At 68.7% G+C, this 23,113-nt stretch carries 20 protein-coding genes and 2 pseudogenes; 16 read left to right on the forward strand and 6 right to left on the reverse strand.

Going from position 1 to position 23,113, the window contains the following annotated elements; genetic code table 11:
- Positions 1-22: 22 nt before the first annotated feature.
- Positions 23-721: pseudogene (locus ACWY4P_RS00185) on the reverse strand (IS701 family transposase); the annotation flags it as partial.
- A gap of 198 nt (positions 722-919) precedes the next feature.
- On the opposite strand from ACWY4P_RS00185, the gene ACWY4P_RS00190 reads away from it, so the two are divergent.
- The 8 genes from ACWY4P_RS00190 (at position 920) to ACWY4P_RS00225 (ending at position 9,391) form a co-directional block, all read left to right on the forward strand.
- Positions 920-1,192 carry a hypothetical protein gene (locus ACWY4P_RS00190; protein WP_456208041.1) on the forward strand — a complete coding sequence of 91 codons (273 nt, stop codon included), beginning with the start codon at positions 920-922 and terminating at the stop codon, positions 1,190-1,192.
- A gap of 212 nt (positions 1,193-1,404) precedes the next feature.
- The gene (locus tag ACWY4P_RS00195) at positions 1,405-2,847 is read left to right on the forward strand and encodes an aspartate aminotransferase family protein (RefSeq protein ID WP_456208042.1); all 1,443 of its coding nucleotides are present in this window, start codon (positions 1,405-1,407) and stop codon (positions 2,845-2,847) included.
- Positions 2,848-2,855: 8 nt separating this feature from the next.
- On the forward strand, positions 2,856-3,893 hold the full coding sequence (locus tag ACWY4P_RS00200) for an NAD-dependent epimerase/dehydratase family protein (RefSeq protein WP_456213358.1): 1,038 nt from the start codon (positions 2,856-2,858) through the stop codon (positions 3,891-3,893).
- A gap of 201 nt (positions 3,894-4,094) precedes the next feature.
- Entirely contained in the window at positions 4,095-4,895 is an 801-nt protein-coding gene (locus ACWY4P_RS00205) for a UbiA prenyltransferase family protein (RefSeq protein ID WP_456208043.1), read from the forward strand.
- Positions 4,892-5,980 carry an endonuclease/exonuclease/phosphatase family protein gene (locus tag ACWY4P_RS00210; RefSeq protein WP_456208044.1) on the forward strand — a complete coding sequence of 363 codons (1,089 nt, stop codon included), beginning with the start codon at positions 4,892-4,894 and terminating at the stop codon, positions 5,978-5,980. Before ACWY4P_RS00205 ends, ACWY4P_RS00210 begins: the two co-directional genes overlap by 4 nt.
- A gap of 3 nt (positions 5,981-5,983) precedes the next feature.
- Positions 5,984-7,126 (forward strand): glycosyltransferase family 4 protein, encoded by a 1,143-nt coding sequence (locus ACWY4P_RS00215; protein WP_456208045.1) that lies wholly within the window; start codon positions 5,984-5,986, stop codon positions 7,124-7,126.
- A gap of 10 nt (positions 7,127-7,136) precedes the next feature.
- Entirely contained in the window at positions 7,137-8,438 is a 1,302-nt protein-coding gene (locus ACWY4P_RS00220) for a glycosyltransferase family 4 protein (protein ID WP_456208046.1), read from the forward strand.
- Positions 8,435-9,391 (forward strand): lysylphosphatidylglycerol synthase domain-containing protein, encoded by a 957-nt coding sequence (locus tag ACWY4P_RS00225; RefSeq protein ID WP_456208047.1) that lies wholly within the window; start codon positions 8,435-8,437, stop codon positions 9,389-9,391. The genes ACWY4P_RS00220 and ACWY4P_RS00225 overlap by 4 nt, the downstream gene beginning before the upstream one ends.
- Before the next feature lie 181 nt (positions 9,392-9,572).
- Here ACWY4P_RS00225 and ACWY4P_RS00230 read toward each other — a convergent pair whose 3' ends face one another.
- Entirely contained in the window at positions 9,573-9,782 is a 210-nt protein-coding gene (locus ACWY4P_RS00230) for a hypothetical protein (RefSeq protein ID WP_456208048.1), read from the reverse strand.
- Here ACWY4P_RS00230 and ACWY4P_RS00235 point away from each other — a divergent pair.
- Positions 9,771-9,833, forward strand: a pseudogene (locus ACWY4P_RS00235) (DUF6233 domain-containing protein); the annotation flags it as partial. The gene ACWY4P_RS00230 and the pseudogene ACWY4P_RS00235 overlap by 12 nt on opposite strands.
- A 328-nt stretch (positions 9,834-10,161) precedes the next feature.
- On the opposite strand, the gene ACWY4P_RS00240 reads toward ACWY4P_RS00235, so the two are convergent.
- Both ACWY4P_RS00240 and ACWY4P_RS00245 read right to left on the reverse strand, forming a co-directional pair.
- Positions 10,162-10,506 carry a hypothetical protein gene (locus ACWY4P_RS00240; RefSeq protein ID WP_456208049.1) on the reverse strand — a complete coding sequence of 115 codons (345 nt, stop codon included), beginning with the start codon at positions 10,504-10,506 and terminating at the stop codon, positions 10,162-10,164.
- Complete coding sequence (locus tag ACWY4P_RS00245; RefSeq protein ID WP_456208050.1) at positions 10,487-10,897, reverse strand: hypothetical protein; 411 nt, start codon at positions 10,895-10,897, stop codon at positions 10,487-10,489. Before ACWY4P_RS00245 ends, ACWY4P_RS00240 begins: the two co-directional genes overlap by 20 nt.
- A gap of 50 nt (positions 10,898-10,947) precedes the next feature.
- Here ACWY4P_RS00245 and ACWY4P_RS00250 point away from each other — a divergent pair, with 50 nt between their 5' ends.
- The 4 genes from ACWY4P_RS00250 to ACWY4P_RS00265 all read left to right on the forward strand — a co-directional run bounded on the left by ACWY4P_RS00250 (position 10,948) and on the right by ACWY4P_RS00265 (position 16,063).
- Entirely contained in the window at positions 10,948-11,223 is a 276-nt protein-coding gene (locus ACWY4P_RS00250) for a hypothetical protein (protein WP_456208051.1), read from the forward strand.
- 342 nt (positions 11,224-11,565) lie between these two features.
- Positions 11,566-13,176: a hypothetical protein gene (locus ACWY4P_RS00255; RefSeq protein ID WP_456208052.1), complete on the forward strand. Its 1,611-nt coding sequence runs from the start codon at positions 11,566-11,568 to the stop codon at positions 13,174-13,176.
- A complete protein-coding gene (locus ACWY4P_RS00260) occupies positions 13,173-15,668 on the forward strand; it encodes a hypothetical protein (protein WP_456208053.1) in 2,496 nt (831 codons plus the stop codon). Before ACWY4P_RS00255 ends, ACWY4P_RS00260 begins: the two co-directional genes overlap by 4 nt.
- Positions 15,668-16,063, forward strand: a complete 396-nt coding sequence (locus ACWY4P_RS00265) for a hypothetical protein (protein ID WP_456208054.1) — start codon at positions 15,668-15,670, stop codon at positions 16,061-16,063. Before ACWY4P_RS00260 ends, ACWY4P_RS00265 begins: the two co-directional genes overlap by 1 nt.
- Positions 16,064-16,104: 41 nt before the next feature.
- On the opposite strand, the gene ACWY4P_RS00270 is transcribed toward ACWY4P_RS00265, so the two are convergent.
- Positions 16,105-19,662, reverse strand: coding sequence for an nSTAND1 domain-containing NTPase (locus ACWY4P_RS00270; RefSeq protein ID WP_456208055.1), 3,558 nt, complete (start codon positions 19,660-19,662; stop codon positions 16,105-16,107).
- A 400-nt stretch (positions 19,663-20,062) separates the two neighbouring features.
- On the opposite strand from ACWY4P_RS00270, the gene ACWY4P_RS00275 reads away from it, so the two are divergent.
- Together ACWY4P_RS00275 and ACWY4P_RS00280 are read left to right on the forward strand one after the other, a co-directional pair.
- Positions 20,063-20,530, forward strand: coding sequence for a DUF2690 domain-containing protein (locus ACWY4P_RS00275; protein WP_456208056.1), 468 nt, complete (start codon positions 20,063-20,065; stop codon positions 20,528-20,530).
- A gap of 309 nt (positions 20,531-20,839) precedes the next feature.
- Positions 20,840-21,532 (forward strand): RICIN domain-containing protein, encoded by a 693-nt coding sequence (locus ACWY4P_RS00280; protein ID WP_456213359.1) that lies wholly within the window; start codon positions 20,840-20,842, stop codon positions 21,530-21,532.
- Here ACWY4P_RS00280 and ACWY4P_RS00285 read toward each other — a convergent pair.
- Positions 21,426-22,022: a TetR/AcrR family transcriptional regulator gene (locus tag ACWY4P_RS00285; RefSeq protein ID WP_456208057.1), complete on the reverse strand. Its 597-nt coding sequence runs from the start codon at positions 22,020-22,022 to the stop codon at positions 21,426-21,428. The genes ACWY4P_RS00280 and ACWY4P_RS00285 overlap by 107 nt on opposite strands.
- Before the next feature lie 88 nt (positions 22,023-22,110).
- On the opposite strand from ACWY4P_RS00285, the gene ACWY4P_RS00290 reads away from it, so the two are divergent.
- The gene (locus ACWY4P_RS00290; protein ID WP_456208058.1) at positions 22,111-22,947 is read left to right on the forward strand and encodes a patatin-like phospholipase family protein; all 837 of its coding nucleotides are present in this window, start codon (positions 22,111-22,113) and stop codon (positions 22,945-22,947) included.
- The last annotated feature ends 166 nt before the right edge of the window (positions 22,948-23,113 follow it).

The following is a 23,113-nucleotide window of genomic DNA, read 5'->3' on the forward strand; positions in this document are numbered from 1 at the left end:
ACGTCGAGGACCTGGTAGAGGGTCAGGCCGGCATCCGGTCTTTGGGGTCGAGCCGCCGCAGGGTGAGGAAGGCCTGGGCGGCGGTGACGAGGGTGACGTGGTGGTGCCAGCCGCGCCAGGTGCGGACTTCGAAGTGGTCCAGGCCCAGGCCGTGCTTGAGTTCGCAGTAGTCGTGCTCGATCCGCCAGCGCGTCTTCGCCCACCGCACCAGATCGGCGACCGGGATGCCGTCGGGCAGATTGGTCATCCAGTAACCGGTCGGCTCGTGGGCTTCTTCGGGCCGTTCGACCAGCAGCGTCCGCAGCGGCAGCACACCGTCCCACCGGCTGCGTCCCCGGCCTGCTCCTGCGCGGTGCGGCTGGCTTCCTTGCCCGACGGCCGCACCCGGAGCACGGCGAAGCGCGAGGTCATCGCGCCCTTGCTGCCCTGCCGCCAGGTGACCTCCTGAAACAGGGTGTCGGCGTTGCCGGGAAGCGGTCGGGCGGGGTCACGATAACGGGGCAGCGTGGGCGGCCCCAGCCCGCGGTAGTCGGGCTGATGAGATTCGGCGGTTGCAGGCCGGGAGATCTCCTTTGGGATCGACGGCCATGACGTAGGACCAGCTGCGTTCCTCCAGCGCGAGCCGGAAGGAGACGCTGCGGCCGTAGCCGACATCCGCCACGATCACCGGCACCGCCGGCCCCTGCACGGCCAGCCGGTCCAGCAGCCCCAGCGCCAGACGCTGTGGCCGCGTCGCCTTCGCGGATACGGACGCCGGAGGCATCACGCTGTGGGACACCCGGCGTGCCACCTCCTTGGGTGTACTGCCCGGCGGATTCTTCAGGAGTACCACGGACGGAGAGGAAGAGCCGACCGCGCTGGCCTTCTCCCCCGACGGAAGCACGTTGGCCGCGGCCGGATCCCATGGCACCCTGCGGCTGTGGGCGTCACTTCCCGACAGCAGCTGGGTACCGACCTGCCCACCGCCGGTGACGAGATAGTCTCCCTCGCTTTCAGCAACGATGGCGGCCGCCTGTACGCGGCGGGCACGCACGTGCCGGTGCAGCACTTCGACCTGGACCCGGCGGATGTGTCCGGCGCGGCATGCCGACGTGCCGGGGACACGTTGTCACGCGCCGAATGGCGCATGCACCTGGCAGACGTCCCCTACCGGAGGGTCTGCCAGCCGGAAGCCGAAAGACCGGAACCCTAGCTCGGACACCAGGGAACACGTAAGCCTGCTGTCGAGAAATCCCAACGAAATCCGGCAGGATCCAGCAGGCGCCGGACTCGCCTACCACGGCAGTTGCAGCCCGCCGCTCGCTGCTAACTCAGGGTGGCATCACAGTTCCACCTCTCACCCGAGGACAGCCAGCCTCTCCGCCCCGTAGCGTTTCGGGCGTTGCTGCGAAACCGGAGGTGGTAATGGAAAAACGCACGAACCGGCTCATATCATTGGCCGAAGCCGAACACCTGGCCGTCGACCAGGTGCAGGACCTGTACCGCCGTTACGTCAACCGGAGCCAGGTTCGGTTAATGACCTCCTTCGGCTTCGGCCAGGACCTGGTGGACCGCGCCGAGGGCTCCTTTCTGTACACCCGTGACGGCAGGCGAATCCTCGACCTGACCGGCGGCGTCGGGGTTCTCAACCACGGGCACAACCATCCCCGAATCCTCGCCGCCCGGCAGCGTTTCCAGCAGGAACAGCGCATGGAGGTCCATAAAACCTATTTCTCGCCCTACCTCGCGGCCCTGGGTCACAATCTGGCTCAGGTGCTTCCCGGCGATTTGAACATGTCCTTCCTGCCGAACTCCGGTGCCGAGGCAGTGGAGGGGGCCGTCAAACTGGCCTTCAAGTACCACGGCGGCCAACGCGGCCGGATCCTGCGCGCCGATATCAGTTTCCACGGCAAGCTGCTCGGTTCGGGCGGCCTAACCGGTGGCGCCCAGAACCACTTTGCCTTTCCCACCATCCCGGGTATCGGTACCTTTCGTTACGACGATCTGCAGTCGGTCCGTACGGCTGTCGCCGACCTCCGCGGGAAGAACGGGCGCAGTGACGTCTACGCCATCATCGTGGAACCCTTCAGCGCCTCAACGATGCAGTGGTGCTCTGGCGAGTTCCTGTGGGGCCTGCGGGATCTGTGTACGGCCGAGGACATCGTGTTGATCTTCGACGAGATCTACACCGGCTGGGGCAAGACGGGCACGATGTTCCACTTCATGCGGTACCCGGAGCTGGTGCCGGACATCCTGACCACCTCGAAGTCCTTCGGCGGCGGCAAGTCCTCCATCTCCGCCTTCGTGGCCAGGGAGCCCGTGTTCCGCAAAGCCTACGACAACATGACCGACGCCATGATGCAGAGCACCAGCACCACTTACTACGGCTTCGGCGAGGAGACGGCCACAGCGCTCGAGGCGGTCGCCGTCGCCGTCGAGGACGATTTCCCCGGCCGGGCGCGCGCCCTGGAACGGGTGCTGGCGCCCGGTCTGGAACGCATCCGCAAGACCTACCCGGACGTGGTCGCCGACGTCCGCGGGGCCGGCGCGCTCTTCGGTGTCTTCCTCTCCGGTGGTCCGCGGGTGCTCGACATGCTCGGCAAGCTGCCAGCTCCGGGGCCGGCCAGAGATCCGCTGCTGCGCACAAAGATCATCACGTCGGCGGTAGTCAACGCGCTGTACCGCGACCACGGCATCTACACGTACTACACGCTCAACGGCCGTAGCCCCCTGGTCGTCAGCCCCCCGCTGGTGGCCGAGCCCGCCGACGTCGAGTCCTTCCTCAAAGCGCTCGACGCCACCCTCGCCCAGGGCATGGCACGGCTGGTGACGCGGTTCGTCCAGGAGCGGGTGAGCACGCTGTGGTGACAAACGCCCTGCCTTCCCGTATAGCAGTGACCGGCGCTGCCGGTGTCCTGGGCTCCCATCTGGTGGCGCGCCTGCTCCGTCAGGGCTGTCAGGTTCATGCCCTCGATGTCCAGCCAGTGGCACCTGCACTGGGGCTGGTTCCTTTCACCGGGGACATCCGCGACCCCCTGACGGTCGACAAGGCCTTCGCAGGAACCGACGCGGTCGTGCACTGTGCCTCGGCCCTGCCCAGCTACCCTGCGGCAGAGATCCGATCGGTGATCGTGGAAGGCACCGCCACGGTGCTGGAGGCTGCCGCGCGGGCGCGGACGTCCAGGATCGTCCACGTGTCCTCGACGGCCGTCTACGGGCTTCCCCGGCTGGTCCCCACCCCCGAGGACCACCCCCGCGAACCGGTCGACACCTACAGCGAGGCCAAAGCAGCGGCCGAGGAGACGGCCGAGACCTACCGTGCCCGCGGCCACTGTGTGTCCGTCGTCCGGCCGAAGACCTTTCTGGGCCCTGGCCGCATGGGCCTCTTCGCGATGCTCTTCGAGTGGGCCGACGAAGGACGCCACTTCCCGGTTCTGGGCCGCGGTGACGTACGGATCCAGATGCTCGCTCTGGATGACCTGGTCGAGGCCCTGATCACGGTCCTGCGGGCGCCACCAACGGCCGCCGACGACACGTACAACGTCGGCGCGGCCTCGTTCAGCACCCTGCGCGAGGACTTCCAGGCGGTACTGGACGCAGCCGGACACGGCAAGCGGGTCGTGTCCGTACCGGCCCGCCCCGCGGTCGGACTGCTCCGGACACTGGAGCGCTCCCGGCTATCGCCGGTGTACGGGCGGCTGATCTCCAAGCTGCTCGCCGACTCGTACGTGAGCGTCGAGAGGGCGCGTGAGCGTCTCGGTTTCGTCCCTCAGCAGTCCAACCAGGACGCGATCCTCCAGACCTATCGGTGGTGGCGGGAGAACCGCCATGGTGCGGTCCCGGCTGTCAGCGGACGCACCAGCAACCAGCCCTGGCGGCAAGGCGCCCTGGGGCTGGCGAAGATCCTCTTCTGATGTGTCACCAAGGAGAACCCTGTGTTCGACACACCGACGCAAACACCCACGCAGCCTGACGGACCGACTCCCGGGGCCCCGCCGCCGCGAGGGGGGCCGGTACGCGATCTGATCACGCTGGTGCGCCCGTATCAGTGGGTCAAGAACACCATCATGGTGCCGCTTCCACTGCTGCACCCTCAGATCTGGACGGCCCGTGGGATGCTCCACCTGGCCGCCGCGGTCGTCGTCTTCACCCTGGCGTCGTCAGTTGTGTACATCGCCAACGACATCACCGACCGTAAACGGGACCGGCTCCATCCCGGCAAACGGCACCGGCCCCTGGCCGCCGGGCGGATTTCCGTCTCCGCCGCCGCGTTCACCGGCGGTGCCGTCATCGCGGCCCTCGCCCTGTTGATCATCCTTGTCGAGCCGCTGCTGGCGGTTCCAATCGGCGCCTATCTCGCGTTGAACCTCGCCTACTGTCTCGGACTCAAGCACGTGCCGGTGGTCGAGATCTTCGTGGTGGCAGCCGGGTTCGGGTTGCGGCTGATCACGGGCTACGTGTCCGTGCAGCTGGACACCTCGTGGTGGCCGACGTTGGGGGTTTTCCTCCTGGCCACCGTGGTTGTACTGGGCAAGCGCCGTAGTGAACTCGAGCTCGCCGATCCGAGCCATCGGCCGGCACTGCGGGGATACACCAAGCCCCTTGTCGACCAACTGGTCCTGCTCAGCGCGGGGCTCGGGGTGACGATGCTGGTGTTCTTCCTCAACACGTACGAACCGCCGTATGGCGTATGGGCCGCGCCTGTCCTTCTCCCGCTCACGCTGCTCGGGCTCTATCGGTACCTGCAGATCGTGGCGACGTCCGGCGGCGATGCCGATCCGGTGCGCACCCTCGTCAGGGACCGGATCATCGTGGCGACCGCGGTCCTCAGCCTGCTGGCCTGGATCGTCCTCCAGGCCGTCGTACACGGGACGTTCGGGGGAGTGCCGGATCCGGTTGCAGGCCAGGGCTCATGAGCGTGAGCGAACTCGCCGAGGACGTGACCGAGGCGCAACCACCTCACCCTCGCTGGGGCCTCGGCACTCGGTCGGTGGTCATCGGGACCGGGCTGTGGATCGCGTTCCTGGCCGCACACCTGCTGCTCGCCGGCCGGTGGTGGGTCTGGCTGATCGTCGAGACAATGCCGCCGATCACCCTGGTCGTCGTCCCGCTGGCACTGCTCGCCTGCGCGCAATTCGCGCGTCCGGTCCGTCGCTGGGCCAGCGCGGCTCTGGTGACCGCCCTTCTGGCAGGGGCTCCCTTCGCGGGTCTCGCGCCCACTGCCACCTTCGGCGACAGCGGCTCCGGCCCCCGGACGGGCACGCTGAAGGTCTTCTCGTGGAACACCGACTACTGGCGCATGACTGACGACGCCACAGCCTTCTACGCCTATCTACGCGCCCAGCATGCCGACGTGTACCTCCTCCAGGAATACCTGTACTGGGACGACGGTCCCGTGAGGATTAACGACCTCGCACGGCTGCGCGCCGCCTTCCCGGGCTACCGGATCGCCGCGGCCAGCGAACTCGTGACGATCTCCCGGATCCCCCTCGTCGCCCAACGGCTTCTCCCGGCCCCCGACACCGACTGGAGGGGAAGCCGGGTGCTGCGCACCGACGTCCGGTACGGGACGACGGTGATGTCCCTGTATAACGTGCACCTCGCGGTGCCGGTCAACCTTGAGCTGTCGCCGCTGACCAAGAAGTTCTACCGCTACACGCACGACGAGTACCGCCGCCGGCAGGCGGAACTCACGGCCCTGCGGGCGGACCTGGCCCGGAACCCGTTGCCGCGCCTGGTGGCCGGCGACTTCAACAGCGCGTGGGGCCAGCTGCTGACCCTGCCGGGCGGAGTGGAACGCCGGGATCCCGGCGGGTTCCTGTTCCCCCGTTCGTGGCCAGCCTTCGGCATCTCGCTGCCCCGGCTCTGGCGTCTGGACTGGGTCTTCAGCACCGCGGACGTGAAGGTGAGGAGCTACCGCTTCATCTCCCCCCGGGCAATGTCCGACCACATGGCTCAAGTACTGCAGATATCCGTCGTAGACCAACGAGATGACAGGTGAACTATGGCAATTCCCGACAGGTTCGACGTGACAGTCGCCCTGGACTACTACGCGCCTTATGTCAGCGGTCTCACCGAGGCGGCCAGGATCACGGCCGAGGGGCTGGCCGGACGAGGCTGGAAGGTCGCGGTGGCCTGCGCCCAACATGACCCAATGCTGCCCTGGCAGGAGCAGCTGAACGGCGTACACGTCTTCCGTGCACCGGTGCTGGCCCGGATCAGCAGGGGCTTCGTCACACCCCGGCTCCCGCTGCTGGCCGCTCGCCTGGCCGCCCGCTCACGCCTGCTCCACCTGCATCTGCCGATGCCCGAGGCCGCCTTCCTGATGGCGTTGAGGCCCAGAGCACGCGTGGTGACGACGTACCACATCGACGCCTTCCTTCCGGACACCCCCATGAACCGCGTGGCCATGCGCCTGGCCGACCACTCGTGCCGGGCGACGGTCAAGCGGGCTGACCTGGTGATCGCCAACAGCGACGACCAGGCACGCGGTTCGCGGCTGTGGCCGGCCATCCGGCAACGGCCCTTCCGCCCGATTCCCTCACCCTGTGTGGACCGCAGCGGGGGGACTCCCCGGCTGCGGGACGGAGACGGGCTGCACATCGGTTTCATGGGGCGCATCGCCGACGACAAGGGCATCGAATACCTCATCCGCGCCTTCCGGGCCATCGATGACCCCAAGGGGCGGCTGTTGATCGCCGGTGACTACCAGACAGTCGCCGGCGGAAGCAACATTGCCCGGCTCCGTGCCGAGGCCGGTGACGACCCACGTGTGCGGTTCCTCGGATTGCTGCGCGGCGAACGCGTCCGCGACTTCTACGCCTCCATCGACGTCTTCGCGCTGCCGTCGATATCCGAATCCTTCGGCATCGTCCAGGTCGAGGCCATGATGGCCGGCGTCCCCTCCGCGACCACTGATCTCGCCGGGTCCCGCTACCCGGTCCAGGCCACGGGTTTCGGCCGACTGGTTCCGCCGCGTGATCCGGAGGCGCTCCGCAGGGCGCTGCTCGACCTGGCCGGGACCTCACGGGCGGACCGTCTGGCCGGCCAGCGCAGAGCCAGGGAACTGTTCGGCGGCGAGGGCTTCCTGGATGCCCACGAGGAGGCATTCCGCAGTCTGGTCACACAGGAGCATCGAGCAGCGTGAGAGGACGGACATGTCGGAGTTACGACGAGTGGTCGCGGTGTGCCACCAGTATCCGCCCTGGAACCTTGGGGGACTGGCCGAGTACGCCGAGCGGTCACTGCACCGACTGCACCACGACCACGCGGACCTGAGGCTGACGCTGTTCACCATGAACTGTCCGGGTGACTTTCCGCGGAAGGCACTGGACGCGGACGGCATCGAGATCCGGCGGCCAGGCATGCCGAGGGGCCTGAAACGCCGGCTCATCGAACCGGGAAACCGGGGCTCGCTGCGCGGCCAGGGATGGTTCGGCTTGGCCCTGCTGCATTTCAACCTCATGGTCTTCCTGGCCCTGCTGCGCTCCCTGCCGCGTCACGCCGTTGTCGCCGTGCACGACTGGCAGAGCGCCCCGGCGGGGATCCTCGCCGCCGGCCTGCTGCGACTGCCGACCGTCTACCATGTCCACAATACCGAGCTGACGATGGCCGCCGGGTCGGAGATACCCGACCCGTTCGGGCTGATCGGCACCGTCCAGCGGTGGATGAGCCGGCTCGGCACCCTGATCATCGTGCCGACTCCCGAGATGAAGGCACTGCTGATCCGGCACGACTGGCCGGCCGACCGGATCCGGGTCGTACCGCATGGCTACGAGGACCGAGGCCCCGCCTCCGAAGCGGAGGCCGTCGAGGGGGCGCCGGACCTGGCACGGCGGAAACTGGCGGCGGCCTTCGGGTTGCCACCCGAGGCCCGGATCCTGGTCTTCGCGGGTCGGCTCAGTCGGATGAAGGGCATCCATCTCCTGCTGCGCGCCCTGCCGCTGATCGCGGAACGCCACCCGGACATTCGGCTGTTCGTTCTCGGTGCCGGGCTCGCGGGAACCGACCAGGACGCCGCGGTGGACCACCTGGTGGCCGAACTCCGCATGCAGGACCGCGTCCATGTCTACCACCGCTATCTGCCGCACGACCAGGTACAGCAGCACTACCTGGCGGCCGATGTCTGCGTCTTCCCCTCGGCCTACGAACCTTTCGGGCTCGTGTCGGTCGAGGCCATGTCGACCGGAGTGCCAGTCGTCCTGGGCCCGGGGTTCTCGGAGACCATCGCGTACGACGGGGAGCACCGAGCGGCTCTCCGGATGACCGGTGACAGCCCTGCCGAGCTCGCACGGCTGGTCGTCTCGCTGCTGGACGACCCGGCCACAGCGGCGGAGGTCGGGCGACGCGGACGCAAGCACGTCCGCCAGTCCTTCCGGTGGTCGACGGCGGTCTCCGCGACGGTCACCGTCTACCGGCAGGCGATGGCTCGCCGGTCCGGAGCGGAGGAGTCAGGGTGAGCCATGGAGGGATCAGGCGACTCCTCCGGCCCGTGTTGCGCTGGGTGACGGTGGGCACGATCGTCGTCTGCCTGTGCTGGACGGTGCAGGGGCAGGACTGGTCCGCCGCGCGCCCGGTACTGACGTTGCGGGCCTTGCCGTACCTGACGGCCTCCGGAGCGCTCAACGTCTTGGCGTTGCTGTGCGCGATGCTCTCCTGGAGGAGCATCATGGCCGAAGTCGGGCATCCACTGCCCAGGCTGCAGGCGGCGCGCATCTACTTCTTCGGCATGACCGCCAAGTATCTGCCCGGCCAGTTCTGGGTGGCGATCACCCAGGCGAGGCTGGCCAAACGCGCCGGGGTACCAGGCAAGGCCAGCATCGCCGTCTTCCTCCTCAACGTCCCGGTGATCCTGCTCACCGGCCTGCTGGTGGGGGCCCTGGCCGGCCCCGGGGCACTGGGCGGCTGGAGCTGGCTGCTGCTCGCCCCGGCCTTGCTGCTCGGCCTCGTCCTCATACGACCGGAGCTCGTCGGCCGAACAGCCGCGGTGGTGGCCAGGTTGACCAGAAAGGAGCCACCCGCGGTGACCACCGGGCCCAAGACCCGTGCCGCGATCGGCTGGCTGCTCGCCTGCCGACTGCTCTCGGGGCTGCACCTGTGGCTGCTGGTGATGGCGCTCGGCGCACCGGCCATGCGGTCCCTGTCGCTGAGCATCGGCGCGTTCTCGTTGGCCGCCGTGTCCGGCATGCTCGTGGTCTTCCTGCCGGACGGCGCAGTAGTCCGGGAGTTGCTCATGGCCGGAGTCCTGGTACAGGTTCTCCCGGTGACCGCAGCGGCGGCAGCGGCCATCGCGAGCCGGGCAGTCTGCCTGAGTTCCGAACTACTGCTGACGGCTGTACTCCTGGGCAACGCCGCCGTCGTCCGCAACCGTCAAGCCCGGCGAAGCAGGGAGCCTGACGAGTGTTGGCGCTGATTCCCCGCTGCAGACCGCCGTACGCCACGCAGGCCACCCTGGACGCTCGTCGCCAGCCCTTCCCATCATCGACCGGGCATCTGGCCGGGCCGGGATCAGCGGGCCGGTGTGACCGTGACGGGAACATTCGGACAGTTGCCGAGGACCTCGGTGAGCGCGATCTGCTCGTCGGTGTCGATGCTCAGGCCCCGACGACCTGCCGCCTGAGCTGGAGCAGCTGCGCACCCTGCGGGTGTGGCACGCGATGTGGCTGGCGCGCATCGACCGCAAGATTGCGCAGCTGGTGCAGCGGCAGGCCGAGCAGGAGCGCGGTCGGCGCGCGAGGCCGAGCCCGCCGGACTGGATCGTCGAACTCGGTATCGGGGTCGGCCGGCCGCCCGTGCAGGTCCATCGGGGTACCTGCTACATGACTGGCAAACGGCACCGGCCCGTCAGCCCGGAAGAGGCCCGGCGACTGCTGGCCGATGGCACCAGCGCGTGCAGCCACTGCCGCCCCGACACCGGCTCTTCGGCATCCACCCTCATATCGCCGTCAAGTACGTGCACGCCGCACACCCGGACACGGCCCTGCCAAAAATCCGCTGAACAGATGAACCAACCAGCGTCAACCTTTTCTAATGGCTGGTGCCCGTCATGCCCTCCGCTCATCGCCGCCCTGGCAGCAGCTCCGGTACAGCTGGCCGAGCCGGTCTTGGTCGCCGAAGTCACGGTCGACATGTCCTCGGACATGTCCGGACAAGGGCAGCACCCGGGTCGTCGGAAAGGACCGGCTAGTCGGCGCGGGCCGACAGCTCCGCCCGGTAGGCGGTGCCGTCGTCGACGGCGTCGTGGACAGCCAGGAGGGCGGGCCGGCGCCCGTCGAGGTCCCCGAAGACGTGCTGGGCGTCGAGGGCACCGTCCCACAGCTTCCCCGACGCCTTGTCCTCCGGTGCGGCCACGAGCCGCAGCCACGCCGGTTGCCCGGTGGCGGTGCGGGCAGGGGCACCCAGGGTGCGCCCGGCCCAACCCCAGAACTCCCCGCCCGGCTCGACTCGTACGTCCAGGGCCTTCGCGGCGCGGGCGTGGCGGGCGCGCATGCGCTGTTCGGTGTCCGGGTCAGGGGGAGGCGAGTACACCAGTGATCTCCTGCAACTGGGCGGCGGTCAGGGAGGGTTGGGCGACGGCGTCGGCCGCCTGACTCCAGTGTGGCGCACCGGAGGCGGCCAGAAGGACGTCCGTCACTCCTGGGCATGACGCGACCGCGAGGACGCACGCCTGTGCGGGGGTCAGGCCCGGCCGGATGAGGTCGGCGAGCTCCTGATCGACGATGCCGGGGAGCTCGCCGCCGTGCAGCGGCGCCGACGCCATCACCCGCAGCCCCGCCCCGGCGGCGGCCGGGAGCGGTCCCCTGCCGTGAAGGGCCTGCGTGATCGGCGTCATCATCACCAGGCTCACCGGCATCTGGACCGCGACCAGGTGGTGTCGGCCGCCCGCGGCTTCGGCGGCCAGGGCGAGCAGCTCTCCCACCGTGGGCCCGGCTGCGGATCCACGACACGCGCCACACCTTCGCGATCTACATGCTGCAGATGCTCACGCAGCTGGTCCTGCGGGAGGAGTCCGAGCGGCTGGCCGCCGGCGGGCACGGCGCCTACCTCGCCGATCATCTCTCGCGGAATCCGCTGCTCATTCTGCAGCGGTTGTTGGGACACCGGCGCCCAAGCTCCACGCTTCGGTATCTCACCTACATCCGTACCACGAACCTGCTGGTCAGCCAGGCGATCGCGGAGTGGAACGACCGGGACAAGACCTACGCCGACTACGCAGCCGTGCTGGTCGGGGCGGGGGCGGCCTGATGGCCCGTCGGGGAGAACGCAAGGTCCGGGTCCGCGCCGAGGTCCCGCCGCCGAGGCCCGCTTTGGACCACGCCGGGATCCGGGTGATCACCTCGGAACACCGGGGCCGGGCGAAGCGCCACAGCATCAATCCCGCGGACTACCGGTGCTCGGTGCTGGCGGCACAGCTCGCGGACGAGTGGGTGAAGATCACTCGCACGCTGGGGATCGGCGACGGCGGCTGGCGCCAACTATGGCGGGGCTGTCAGGAAGTTCGCCGCCTTCACGGACGAGTACGTCCGGGCACTCGGCCTGGATCCAGCCCGTGTCCGGCTGGACCGTGACGAGATCGACCTCGTCGAGGTGATCTATGCATGGGAGGAGACCCTGCGCCAGGAGTTTCCGCAGTCCAAGCACCCCTACACACTGGTCAAGGCCCTGCTGGCCATGATCGAACAACGCGCCGCGTCCGGGGTCAGGGTCTGCGAGAACCTGAAGGCCCGTACCCAGGCGCCCACCGCCTTCCGAGCTCCGCGAGGCAAACCGCTGGATGAGTTCACCAACGGCGAGCGGATCGCCCTGCGGGATGCGGCCCGCGCACAAGTACGGGCGACGGAGGCCCGGCTCCAGCGCGGCCGCGATCTCCTGGCCGCCGGGATGGACCCCCGCGACGGCGGCTGGCGCAGTCTGCCCAACCTGCTGTGGGCCGCCCGCGCCGGAATGATCACCTCGAAGGTTCTGAAGAGGGAACTGCCCTCTGAGCCCAGGTGGTGGCCGCCGGAGATCCGCGGCCTGCTGCCCGCATGGAAGAACGACGACAAGACCCGGCGCCCCGGTGTCCGGGCCCTGGTCCGGGCCCTGGGACGCACCGTGTTCGCCGACGAGATGGATCTGCACGCCTTTCGGGTCCTGCTCCTTCTGGGCATGTCCGACACGACCCCGGAGGAACTCCACGATCTGAAGGTCCCCGACATCGAGTTCACCGACGGCGGGGTTCGACTGGTCCAGCAGAAGAACCGGGCCGGCCGCATCCGGGCCGACCTTCACCTCGGACAGACCACACGACGGAGTGAAGAGGATCCATGCTTCGCCGGGTCGGGCGCCTGGGACGTTCCTGGCCTGCTGCGACGCCTGCTGGCGGTCACCGGCCCGGCCCGGGATGCCTTCGCCGGCGAGCCGTGGCTGTTCCTGGCGGTGGATTACCGCAAGGACACCGGCGGGCTCGGTGCCGCATGCGCCGAGTTCACCCACGACCAGCGGCGGTTCACGCACTGGATCTCTGTCCAAGACGACAGCGAGGGGCGGCCGCTGGTCATCTCCCAGCCGCACGATGTGCGGCGCCTACGCAAGACGGCCAAGGTGGTCCGCGCGGTCGTCCTGGGCGGCTCGCTCAGTGACCTGGCCGGCGACGACCACCACGTCGAGATCTACCGCGGCCACTACGCTCACGGCACGACCGCGCACGTCCTGGCGGGACAGGCCATCAACCGGTCCCAGCAGTGGGTGTTCCAACGCGTCGCGCAGAAACCGGTGTTCGTCGATGCCGCCGCCGAGCCCCAGTTGGAGGAGCGGGAGGTCGCCGAGTCGCTGGGGCTGAGCTCGACGGAGGCGAAGGCGATCCGCGCGGGCGAGCTGGACATGGGGCTGACGCATTGCCGTGACCCCTACGACTCTCCCCACCGAAGTGACGGCAAGGTGTGCCATGTTGCGCCGGCGATGTGCATGCTCTGCCGCAACGCGGTGATCTTCACGTCCCAGCTGCCGCGGCTGGTGATGCTGTCCGATCACATCGAGCGGATGCGGGCCGCGCTTCCTCCGCCCCAATGGCAGGCCGTCTGGGGCCGCCAGGCAGCCGCGCTGCAGGAAGTCTTCACCGAATGCGCCGACCTGCTGCCCGCGGCCCGTCAGCAGGTCCTTGACCTGAGCCTTCGTCTTGACCTGCCGCTGGGTCAGCGAACGGAGTTCGATCGATGACCCCTCAGCCGGCGCTCCAACCCGCCGTCTCGGCCCACTTCCGCGACGACGAGCCGGTCTTCGGCCCCGGTTACCGCCTCGTCGCAGGCATTGTCGTCCCGCGCTTCGGCGACACCGGCTTCTGGTCCGGCGACTGCATCGGCCGCCCCGCCAACCAGCCTCCCACCCGATACAAGATCCATTTCGCGCCGGAGGACCCGCTGATCACCCTGCAGCTGCGGGAGATCGCGTTTGCCCAGTTCAACCCCACTCACCGAGTGCTGCGGAAGGTGGCCATCTACCGTTCGGCCGAGCCGGTGGCCTTCCCGACGGTCAAGATGTGTTGCCAGAAGCTGCGGGTGATCTTGAGGTGGGGACGGCGGCAGGGCCTTCCGGCGGACCCGGGCCGCTGGTCCGCGGCAGACTGGCAGTCCTTCCTGGACGAACTGGCCGCGACAGTCGGCGACACGACGGTGGCCAACCACCTGGGCGCCGTCCGTACCCTGCGGGAACTCGCCGCAGTCGTCACCGGCGTCACGCCGTTCGACGACCCGTGGGACGAACGCTCCGCCGCCGAGATCGGACGCCAAGCCGTACTCAACGCCACCACGGACGACGCCGCGCTGGCCACCCCGACCATCCCACCGCAGACCTGGTGGCCCCTGATCCGCGCCGCCTGGACGTACGTCCACACCTTCGCCCCCGACATCCTGCGCTGGAAAGACCACTTCGAGCACCTGGCCGTGGACCTCGGCCAAGGGGCAGCACCTCGCCGGCACGTCGCCCAGACCGCCGACGACACCGATGCCCAGATCGCCGCCTGGCTGGCCGACCCTGGCCACCGCGTGCCGGTTCACGCCGTCAACCGTCATGGCACTAGGGCAGGCGATCCCATCTGGACAGTGCTCAGCGAGCTGATCACCGCAGGACAGCAGGACAGCATCTTCGCGGCCCACAGCCGCTCGCCACGCGCACGCGCCCTGGCCCGCCGGGCTGCCGTCCTCGCCGTGGTCGCCCAGGGCCGCACGCACGCGGTCCGGGGAAAAGTCGCCGCAGCCGTCGTCAATGCTCCCCGCCATGCCCCCGCCGGCACCCGCCCGTCCGCAGCCGTGATCGACGAGGAGCTCCGGCAGTGGCTGGCCCACCCGGACAACTTCGTTCCCATCCGGTCGGCCGACGACGGCGTCGGCCAGGCAGGAACGGTGATCTGGAGCACCCTTGCCCGCCTGATCTGGGGCATCCCGACCGGCGATCGCTTCACCTTCCATGCGGCGTCAGGACGGGCCCGGCGCCAGCTGGTCGCGGAGGCGGTCACCGCAGGGCGAACCGTGGTGATGGCCGCCAACCGCTACTGGTCGATCCCCCAGCCCTGCCCTGACGCCGCCCTCATCACCTGCAAGGACGGCACGACACGTCCCTGGCGCACGCACATCACCCAGGCGGAACTGATCGTCGAGCTGCGCATGCTCAGGGCCGCCTGCTACGTCTTCGTCACCGCAACGAGTCTCATGCGAGACTCGGAAGTGCAGGAGATCCAGCGCAACGCCGTGACCACCTACTACGGGTCCCCGGCCATCAGATCTCACAAGATCAAGCACGATCCGGAACGGCCTGAGTCGTTCTGGTGGATCATCGAGCCGGTCGCCGAGGCCATCGCCGTCGCGGAACAGCTTTCCTGGCACCCCACCCACCTGTTCGCCAGCCTCAAGCCACCCCGAGGCAAGAAGAACCGCGGTGATCGCGGCATCATCGCCGCCGAAGACATCGACTACTTCATCAAGCACGTCAACGCCAGCGCCGACACCTACGGCCTGGAGACCATCCCCGACGCGCACGTCCGCTCACACATGTTCCGCAGAACGATGTCGGTGATCACCGGACGCGAGCCGGGCTCCGAAATCGCCCTCGGCCTCCAGCTGAAGCACGCCGCCCGCCGGGCACTGGCCAACTGCACCACCCAGGGCTACGCGCAGATGGACACCACCTGGGCCAAGGAGTTCGACCAGCAACTCGAGTACGCCGCCGCACTCCGGCTGGTCGACCTGCTAAGGACCCGCCGGACAGGCGAGAAGGTCGCAGTCGGGCCCGGCGCCGACCGGCTCCACGCCGGACTGGACACGGTCATCTCGACCATGAACGAGAACCCCGTCCTACGGGCGCAGATCGCCGATGAACAGGCCGAGGCAGCCCTGCTCGCCACCCAGTTCACCAACCTCCACCTGGGCACCGTCAATCACTGCATGTTCGACGCCCCGCAGGCCGAGTGCCAGAACGAGCTGCCCGCCGATCAGCGCGGCACGGCCCCTCTGATCGGCGCCTGCCAACCCGACCGCTGCCGCAACTCCGTGATCACCCGACGGCATGCTCCGATCTGGATCGCCGAGGAAGACGACCTCACAGCCAGAGCCCAGGACCCCACCCTGTCACCGCCCGGCCGCGAGGCCATCCTGATCCGTCTCGCCGATGTCCAGCGCATCACCCGCGAGCTTCGACACGAAGGAGTCACCGCCTGATGCCGGTGTCCGCCAAGACCGCCATCAAGCTCCGCGAGGCCATGGCCCGACTGCTGGCCGGCGAACCCCTGCACACCGACGGCGCCCTGACCAAGGAGAACCTCGCCCGCGAAGCCCAGGTCAGCCACGCCACCGTCCACCGCGCCGACGACATCCTCGCCGAGTGGAACGCCAAGGTCGCCCGGCCCGTCCTGCGCAGCCCAGGCGAGGTCGCCCGGGACGAGACGATCGCCGAGCTCCGCAAGCAGCTTCGCAAAGCGAGAGCCGAGATCACTCAGCTCAACGGCAAACTCGACGCCCTCGCGACGGTGACCGCAAACCTCTACCACGAGAACCTTGCCCTGAAGAAACGCGGCAGCGGCCGCAGACTCGCCCCTCTCCCCTCCCCCGAGTGAGCACGTTCACTGGCCGGGGCAGGTAGTGGTGCATCGCTCCTTCACGAGCACGGTGGCCGGTAGGCGATATCACCGACGTACTGCCGCCACTCCTTCTCCGTGAGGGTGTGCTGCGTGGCGGCGCAGATGCGCCGGATAGCCCGGTCGACGTCCAGATCCCACAGCCTGGCTGTACCGTCTTCGCTGCCCGTTGCGATGGCACGACCGTCGGGGCTGTAGGCGACGGCGGACACAGGCTTGGAGTGCTCCTTGAGCGGGTTCCCGAGGAGCGTCGGCAGACCGCTGCCGGGAAGGTGCCACAGCCGGACGTCTTGATCGTCTCCTGCAGTGGCGAGAGCATGCCCGTCGGGGCTGAAGGCGACAGCGGCAAAGGAGTTGGCACCGTTGCCGAGGAGCAGGCCCAGACCGGTACGGCGGTCGCTGAGCTTCTTGGGATGCCGTTCGCTGATGTCCCAGAACGAGCCTTCGTCGTCGTTGGTGCTGGCGAGGGTGCGTCCGTCGGCGCTGAACGCCACGTCGGTGAGGTCACCAGTGGTACTGGTGAGAGGCTTGCTGACTCGTTTGGGGTGCGCGGGATCCCTGGTGTCCCACAGGTAGATCTCAATTTCCTCGACAGCGGCCGCGAGGGTGTGCCCGTCCGGGCTGAAGGCCACCGACGTGATCCAGTTTCCCGACACGCGGAGCGGAGGACCGAGGCGTTTGGGATGTGCGGGATCGTGGGTGTCCCAAAGCCAGACTCTGCCGCTGCCGGCCGAGGCAAGGACCCGGTCGCGAGGGCTGAACGCCGCGGTCGTTCCGAGTAATCGTCCACCGAGACTTCGCGGGGACGCGGGGTCGCTGACGTTCCACAGCAGGACCCCACGGGTGTTGGCGTCGAATGTGTCGAAGTCGGTGACCGTGGCCAGAGTGGCCCCGTCGGAGCTGAAGGACACCGCGCCGATGGAGCCTCCCCGGCCCGTCAGGAAGGTAGGGGGAAGAGTCCAGACACGGATGGTGTCCCCGGCGGCGATCAGGGTGTGGCCGTCGGGACCGAAGTCCAGGGAATCAACTCCCGGCTGGCCGAGGGTCTGGCCCACAGCGATGGGCCCGTCCGCGTTGGTGACGTTCCACAGGCGGACCGTGTTGTCCAGCGCGGTGGCCAGGACGTGGCCGTCGGGGCTGAAAGCCATCGCCGAGAGGTCGGCATGGGGGATCTGGAGAGGACTGCCGAGGCGCTTGGCATGGTCCGGCCGGGCGATGTCCCACAGCTGGATGCTGCCGCTGAAGTCATCGCTGCCGACGGTTGAGGTGACCAGCATGTTCCCACGAGGGCTGAATAGCACGTCCGCACCGGGCAGAGGCTTGCCGAGCCGCGTGGCGTGGGCTGGTCGCGTGACATCCCACAGTTGAACTGTGTACCCCTCCGCTTGGTAGCTCACGGTTGCTAGGAGGTGCCCGGTGGGGCTGAACGTCGCCCCCGTGTTTGGCAGGGGACTGCCGCGGCGGCTGGGATGCGCTGGCTGGCTGGTGTCCCATAGCTGGACCTGGGTGTCGGCGCCGTCGTCGGTGTCAGAGGTGATGGCTAGCGTCTGCCCATCGGAGCTGAAGGTCAAGGCATCGACGTCGCCGACGGGAACGGGCGCTCCGAGCGGGATCAGGTCGGCGGGGTGCGTGGTGTCCCACATGCGGAGCACGCCCTTGGTGTGCGTCCCCGTGCTGACGGCGATGGTGGCGAGTGTGTGTCCGTGCGGGCTGAATGCCATCAAGCTGCCTGTAATGGGGCGGCCGATTTGCCTGGGTTCAGTAGGAACGTTGGCATCCCACAGCCGGATCCTGCCGTCGCCCGCCGTGGTTGCGAGGGTATGGCCGTCCGGGCCCAGCACGGCCGTCTGCTGGTACGGGGTTTTGTCGGTGATGACGGAGAACAGTGGAGTCGCCGTGGCGTTCACCAGGTCCGTGTAGGCCTGCGGCGACGGATGCATGCGGTAGGCGGCGATGTCCAGCTGGGCCGCGACGGACACGTTCTGGTTCTTGTACGACGTGTCTGCGCCGCGTAACTCAGCGGCCTCGGCGGTGAGTTGCCGGGACACGGCGATGTCCCGTTGACTCCGGGCCGTGGAGCGCTGTTCGAAGGCCGTGCCAGCGGCCACGGAGGCGAGCAGTACCAGGACCGCCAGAGCAGCGCTGAGAGCCCGCAGCCGCCGGGTGGTACGGGTGGCCGCTCGCTGTTCCTGACGGCGTGCCTCCAGGCTCGTCGCCAAAAAGGCCCTTTCCAGGGCGGTCAGGTCGCCAGGGTCGGTGAAGGCTTCCGCCACCACCGCAAGACGTGTGCCGCGATAGAGTGCGCCGGGGTCGCGGCTGAGGCTGTCCCAGGCCCGTGCGGCTTCGGTGAGTTGACGGTGCAGGCGCAGGCGCTCACGGGCTTCGTCGATCCAATGCCGCAGTCGGGGCCACCCGGTAATGAGGGCTTCATGGGCGATGTCGACCGTGTTCTCGTCGAGTGTGACCAGGCGCGCCCGGGCCAGACGGTTCAGGACGATCGCGGTGTCGGCGGTATCACCGAAGTCGAACTCCTCGCGCTGGGCGGGCCGACGGGTGTCCGGGGTTCCGGCACCAGGCGTGATCAGCCGCAGCAGAACGCGGCGGGCGAGATCGGCCTGCGTCGGGGTGAGGCTCGCGTGGACGTCCTCGGCGGTGCGGGTGATGGCGCCGTGCAGGCCGCCAGCGGCCTCGTATGCCTCCGATGTGAGGGCGCGGCCTTTGCGACGACGCCAGGTCTCCAGCAGTGCATGCGACATCAGCGGTAGGGCCCCGGGTTCCCCTTCGACCTCGTTGAGAATGCGCGTCGTCAGTCCGCGTTCCACGATCAGCCCAGCGGCCTGTGCGGGTTTGACGATGGCCTGGCGTACTTCGTCCCCGCTCATAGGGCCGACGAGTACGGTGCCATCCTGCAGGGCGGCGGTCAGGTCAGGGCGTTCGGCGCACCGGCCGAGGAAGTCGGCGCGTACGGCGATGATGACGCGCAGCTGGTTCGCGGGTTCAGTGGCGGCCAGGAGCCGGTCGATGAACTGATCACGTTCGGCCGGGTCGTGGCAGAGGGTGTAAAGCTCTTCGAACTGGTCGACGATCAACCATGTGTCGCCGTCGGCGTCCTTCGGCATCAGCCGTTGCTCGTGTGTGCGCATCGGGTGTTCGCCGGGGGTGAGGACGCGTAATGCGGTCGGCTGCGGACCGGACTGGTCCTCGGTGCGCAGGCGAGGGATGAGGCCGGCCCGCAGCAGGGAGGACTTGCCGCTGCCCGAGGGGCCGAACACCGCCGTAAACCGGCGAGAGCGGGTCAGCTCGAGCAGGCGGTCGGTGAGCTGGTCCCGGCCGAAGAACAGGCCGACGTCGCCGGGCTCGAAGCGGGCCAGGCCCCGGTACGGGGGCTCGGCGTTCTCGTCCTCGGTTCGGGGATCGGCCGCCGCCTCCGAGGCCGCCTCACGCCACCGCGCCTCCCACTCCTCCTCATCGCCGCCGCAGGCACGCACGTATGCGAGGACTACAGGCAGGGTCGGCAGCCGCTCACCCCCGGCCGCTTGCGACAGCGTGCTCGCACCCTGCCCTGTGCGCTGCGCCATCACTCGGTACGTCGGACTCCCGGCCTCCCCCCGGAGTTTGCGTAACTCGGCGGCGAGCCGTGCAACCGGCCCCGCACTCGGATCGAGTGGGCTCTCCGGACGTCCTGCCATCGATGGCTCACCCCCTCTACCCGCCGCCTCCCCCGTGGACGCGGCGCGATCACCCGGACGCTACGCACGCCCGGGAAGAAGAGCAAACGACAGGCGCCTTCTTTGGTCAGCGTCGTGCGCCGTGCCCGTGACCTGCAATGCAGCCATTGATCAGGGTGGCAAAACCGGCTGCCCATTCAATCCCCGGACCGCTGAACTCAATGACGTGACAGCAACGAGCACGGGCAGAGGCTCTCATTCCGAGCCTCGTGCCGGGACTCTCACACTGCATCGAGGAAGGAAAAGCGAAGTGCGCGCACGCAAGTCGATCGGGATGGCTGCTCTCGCGTTGGTGGCGGGCACCACCTTGGTCTTCACCAGCCCTGCCGACGCGACCAGCCGCACGTGGGACGGCAAGGATCCCATCTACACCGGTTGCGCGAGCACCGGACGTATCGTCCACAAGAAGACCGACAAGTATTACAGCTCGCGCTACCACCTGCACGTGTCGGTCACCGCGTCGCTGTGGTACAGCCGCGGCTGCCGCACCGTGTGGGCCATGGTCGACGCCAACGTCCCGACGGACAAGTGGACGGGCAAGGGGTGCAACATCTGGCGCAACAGCGACATGAAGCACTACACCTGCAACCACAAAACCGGCACCCGCGAGATGCTCTCGCCAATGCTCAACGACAAGAACACCACCGGCTTCGCCACCGCCTGGTCCTACGTCGGTAACGACCCCCACGAAATGTACGCCCGCACCGGATCGTACTGATGGGCGAGAACCGGACGGCCAACCGGCGCCGAACCGTCCAGGACGCCAAGTAGGCCGGGGTGTTCGACGGCTGTGTCCGCACCGCCGCCCACACTGCGACACATCGCCAACAGGGCTGGACAGGTTTCGGCGTGAAACCGACCGCCGGCTACCACCTCGCTAGGCGATGAGTCCCACTGCTGCAGGGCTGGGCGAGTCCCGTCGAACTGCCCCGCCGGCGCGTCCTGCCTGTCAGACAAGACCAGAGGAGAAGGGAATCGGATCATGCACATGTACAACCGGCTCATGCTCGCCGCGGCGGCGATCACCATGGCCGGCGGCCTGGCTGCAGCTGTCCCCGCGCAGGCCGACCCGCCCGCCGCAACAGCGTCACAGGGAGCCAAGGCAGCTGAAAACGCGCTGCGCTTCCCCGGCACTTACCGGTGGCTTCCGGAGCACTTCAGCGGCCCTTGCATCACCGCCCACGGGGGCGTACGCAAAGGGGCGAAAATTGACCAATACCGTTGCGTCGGACAGTCGAACCAGAAGTGGTACGTCGAAGCGCTCGACTTCCACAATGCCTACCGGATTCACCCGGCGCGGAACATGGGCCTCTGCGTGGACATCCCCGGCAATTACCGCAAGGGTACACAGCTCATCCTGTGGAACTGCAACGGCCGCACGAACCAGAGCTTCATCTTCAACTGCAGCTCAGGGCAGCGCCACTGCCGGATCTGGCCGTATGCGGGCGCCCACCACGACAAGTGCCTGGCCGCGAAGGGGGGCAAGAGGGCTAACAACACCCCTCTGATCCTGTGGCGGTGCAACGGGACGCGGGCGCTCTTTGGATCTCGCCAGAGTCGCTCTTCCCGCCAGTTGACTGCGGACCCAGTCAAAGGGCTGATGCGGCCGGAGGTTACGCATGACGTTGTCCGCTTCGAGTGCTGGCGATCGGCGCTTGCAGGAGGGCGGCGAACTGCTCCAGGGCGAGATCGGTGCGCTCGCGTTCGCCGGTGGTGGTGAGGTCGAACAGCAGCCCGCGGATGACGGCCATGACGAGGGTGGGGGTCGCGGTGTCGTCGTTCCCGGTGGTGATGTCGGCGAAGACGGTGCGCAGTGGGCCGAACCAGTCGGTGACGGCCCCGGCCTGGTCCGGGTAGTTCTCGGGGTGGGCCAGTAGGTCGGCATGGACTTCGAAGAACAGCCGGACGAACGGGGCGCGCTCAGGCGCGCTCAGCCAGGCCCAGATGCCGCGCAGCCGGTCCTCGACAGTGGCGCCGCTCGGCGGCAGGCCGTGTGCTAGGCGCTCCGCGCCGCGCCGGCGCGCCTCGGCGAGAACGGCGGCCACCAGTTCCTGCTTGCTCCCGAAGTCGTAGAGCAGCATCCGGGGGCTGGAACCCAGCGCCGCGGCCAGCGGACGAAGGCTCAGTCCGGCCAGTCCCTCGGCGAGGACATGGTCGGTGGCCTGCGCCAGAACGCGCTCCCGCCGGTCGGGATCGGCAGGTCGTCCCACGGTGCACCGTCCTTTCATCCGACAAGGCTGTGCCAGTATATGACACAGGTGTTTCAATAACGGACGGAGAGCCATGGAGACCGACGGCATGCACGACCTTGACCAGGCGCTGGTTCTGGGGCCCGGCGGGCGACTGAGCGCCGCATGGACGGCCGGACTGGCAGCGGGCCTACGCGGCTACGGGGTAGACCTGGGCGAGGCCGACCTCATCGTGGGGACCTCCGCCGGGGCGATCGTCGGCGCAGTCCTCGCCACCGGGCAAAACCCCGCCCGCCTCGCCACCCTCCCCGCCCGACCCTCCGCCGATGCCTCATCCGCGCCGCGCCGCCCCGATCCGGCCATGATGGGCGCGGTGTTCGCCGTCCTCGGCGACCCGGGCCTGGACCCGGCCGACGCCCGTCGCCGGGTGGGCCGCATCGCCTTGGAAACGGTTGACCAGGAGGCGGAGAACCGCCTGATCGCCCAGCGCGCCACACTGATCGCCGCCGAGAGCTGGCCGCAGCGCCCTCTGCTGATCCCGGCCGTTGACGCCGAGACGGGCGAGCCAATCGTGTGGGACGCCGCCGCCGGCGTCCCACTGGTGCGCGCGGTCGCCGCGTCCAGCGCCTTCCCTGGAGTCGAGCCTCCCGTCGCCGTCGACGGCCGCCGCTACCTGGACGGCGCCTTGCGAGACGGCACCAACATCGACCTGGCGGCTGGCACCCGCACCGTGGTGGTCATCGATCCGCTCGCCCACCGCCACCCCCGCCCCACGACCGAGGGCGCCCAACTCGTGGCCCCCGATTCGGCCGCGGTGCTCCTGTTGGACGCCGAGCAGGGCGACCCTGAAGCGTGGACAGCGGCCTACCAGGCCGGCGAGGCCCAGGCCAGCACAGCAGCTGAGGAACTGCGCCCGCACTGGCGGTCTGCCACGGACCGCGGCTGAGGGCTCCGGGGTGCCCTGCCCCACTTCTTTGCATCTTGGACGATGTGGGGAGATCGACTGAGCCTGTTTGCGGGGCGTGCCGAGCAGGGGCGGCGAGATCCAAAGAGCGGCATCAGGGCGCAGGTCCAGTTGCCCGGTGGCCGCATCGAACGCGACTGCGGCGACG

Source organism: Streptomyces sp. LZ34, assembly GCF_053890475.1.

What these genes read in the sequence shown, in the direction of transcription:
- ACWY4P_RS00195 (WP_456208042.1), top strand. Translation starts at nt 1,405, where the DNA reads ATGGAAAAACGCACGAACCGGCTCATATCATTGGCCGAAGCCGAACAC.
- ACWY4P_RS00205 (WP_456208043.1), top strand. Translation starts at nt 4,095, where the DNA reads ATGCTCCACCTGGCCGCCGCGGTCGTCGTCTTCACCCTGGCGTCGTCA.
- ACWY4P_RS00210 (WP_456208044.1), top strand. Translation starts at nt 4,892, where the DNA reads ATGAGCGTGAGCGAACTCGCCGAGGACGTGACCGAGGCGCAACCACCT.
- ACWY4P_RS00215 (WP_456208045.1), top strand. Translation starts at nt 5,984, where the DNA reads ATGGCAATTCCCGACAGGTTCGACGTGACAGTCGCCCTGGACTACTAC.
- ACWY4P_RS00220 (WP_456208046.1), top strand. Translation starts at nt 7,137, where the DNA reads ATGTCGGAGTTACGACGAGTGGTCGCGGTGTGCCACCAGTATCCGCCC.
- ACWY4P_RS00230 (WP_456208048.1), bottom strand. Translation starts at nt 9,782, where the DNA reads ATGGACCTGCACGGGCGGCCGGCCGACCCCGATACCGAGTTCGACGAT.
- ACWY4P_RS00250 (WP_456208051.1), top strand. Translation starts at nt 10,948, where the DNA reads ATGCTGCAGATGCTCACGCAGCTGGTCCTGCGGGAGGAGTCCGAGCGG.
- ACWY4P_RS00260 (WP_456208053.1), top strand. Translation starts at nt 13,173, where the DNA reads ATGACCCCTCAGCCGGCGCTCCAACCCGCCGTCTCGGCCCACTTCCGC.
- ACWY4P_RS00265 (WP_456208054.1), top strand. Translation starts at nt 15,668, where the DNA reads ATGCCGGTGTCCGCCAAGACCGCCATCAAGCTCCGCGAGGCCATGGCC.
- ACWY4P_RS00270 (WP_456208055.1), bottom strand. Translation starts at nt 19,662, where the DNA reads ATGGCGCAGCGCACAGGGCAGGGTGCGAGCACGCTGTCGCAAGCGGCC.
- ACWY4P_RS00280 (WP_456213359.1), top strand. Translation starts at nt 20,840, where the DNA reads ATGGCCGGCGGCCTGGCTGCAGCTGTCCCCGCGCAGGCCGACCCGCCC.
- ACWY4P_RS00290 (WP_456208058.1), top strand. Translation starts at nt 22,111, where the DNA reads ATGCACGACCTTGACCAGGCGCTGGTTCTGGGGCCCGGCGGGCGACTG.